This is a genomic window from Streptomyces lothianensis (assembly GCF_047779955.1).
Classification (GTDB): domain Bacteria; phylum Actinomycetota; class Actinomycetes; order Streptomycetales; family Streptomycetaceae; genus Streptomyces.
In genome coordinates, this window is record NZ_JBLMKT010000140.1 from 1 (window position 1) to 454 (window position 454).

Annotated in this window: 1 protein-coding gene; it reads right to left on the reverse strand. The window is 69.8% G+C overall.

The features are described 5' to 3' along the window. Positions 1-454, reverse strand: a 454-nt coding sequence (locus tag ACLF6P_RS29965; RefSeq protein ID WP_415954563.1) for a phosphopantetheine-binding protein, incomplete at both ends; no start/stop codon positions are given.

The window sequence follows — 454 nt, forward strand, 5'->3', positions numbered from 1 at the left end:
GGATGCCGTTCACTGCGGGGAAGACGGTGCGCAGGGCCTCGTGCCGTGCGACGACATCGCACACGGCCGCGCGGAGCGAGTCCACGTCCAGCAGTCCCTCCACCCGTACCGCCAACGGCACGTTGTACGTGGCATCGCCGCCGTCGACCTGGTCGAGCACCCAGAGCCGGCGCTGGGCCGAGGACAGCGGGACAACGTCGGGGCGGGGGCGCGCCGTGGGGGCCGGGCGTGCGTGCCCGGCCAGGTGAAGCTGTCGGGCGAGTGCCTCGACACACGGCGCCTCGAACAGGGAACGGACCTGGAGTTCGGCGTCGAAGACCGAGCGGATGCGGCTGATCAGGCGGGTGGCGAGCAGGGAGTGGCCGCCGAGTTCGAAGAAGTTGGCTTCCGGGCCGACCTCGTCGAGTCCGAGGATTTCGGCGAAGAGGTTGCAGAGGATTGTTTCGTGGGTGGT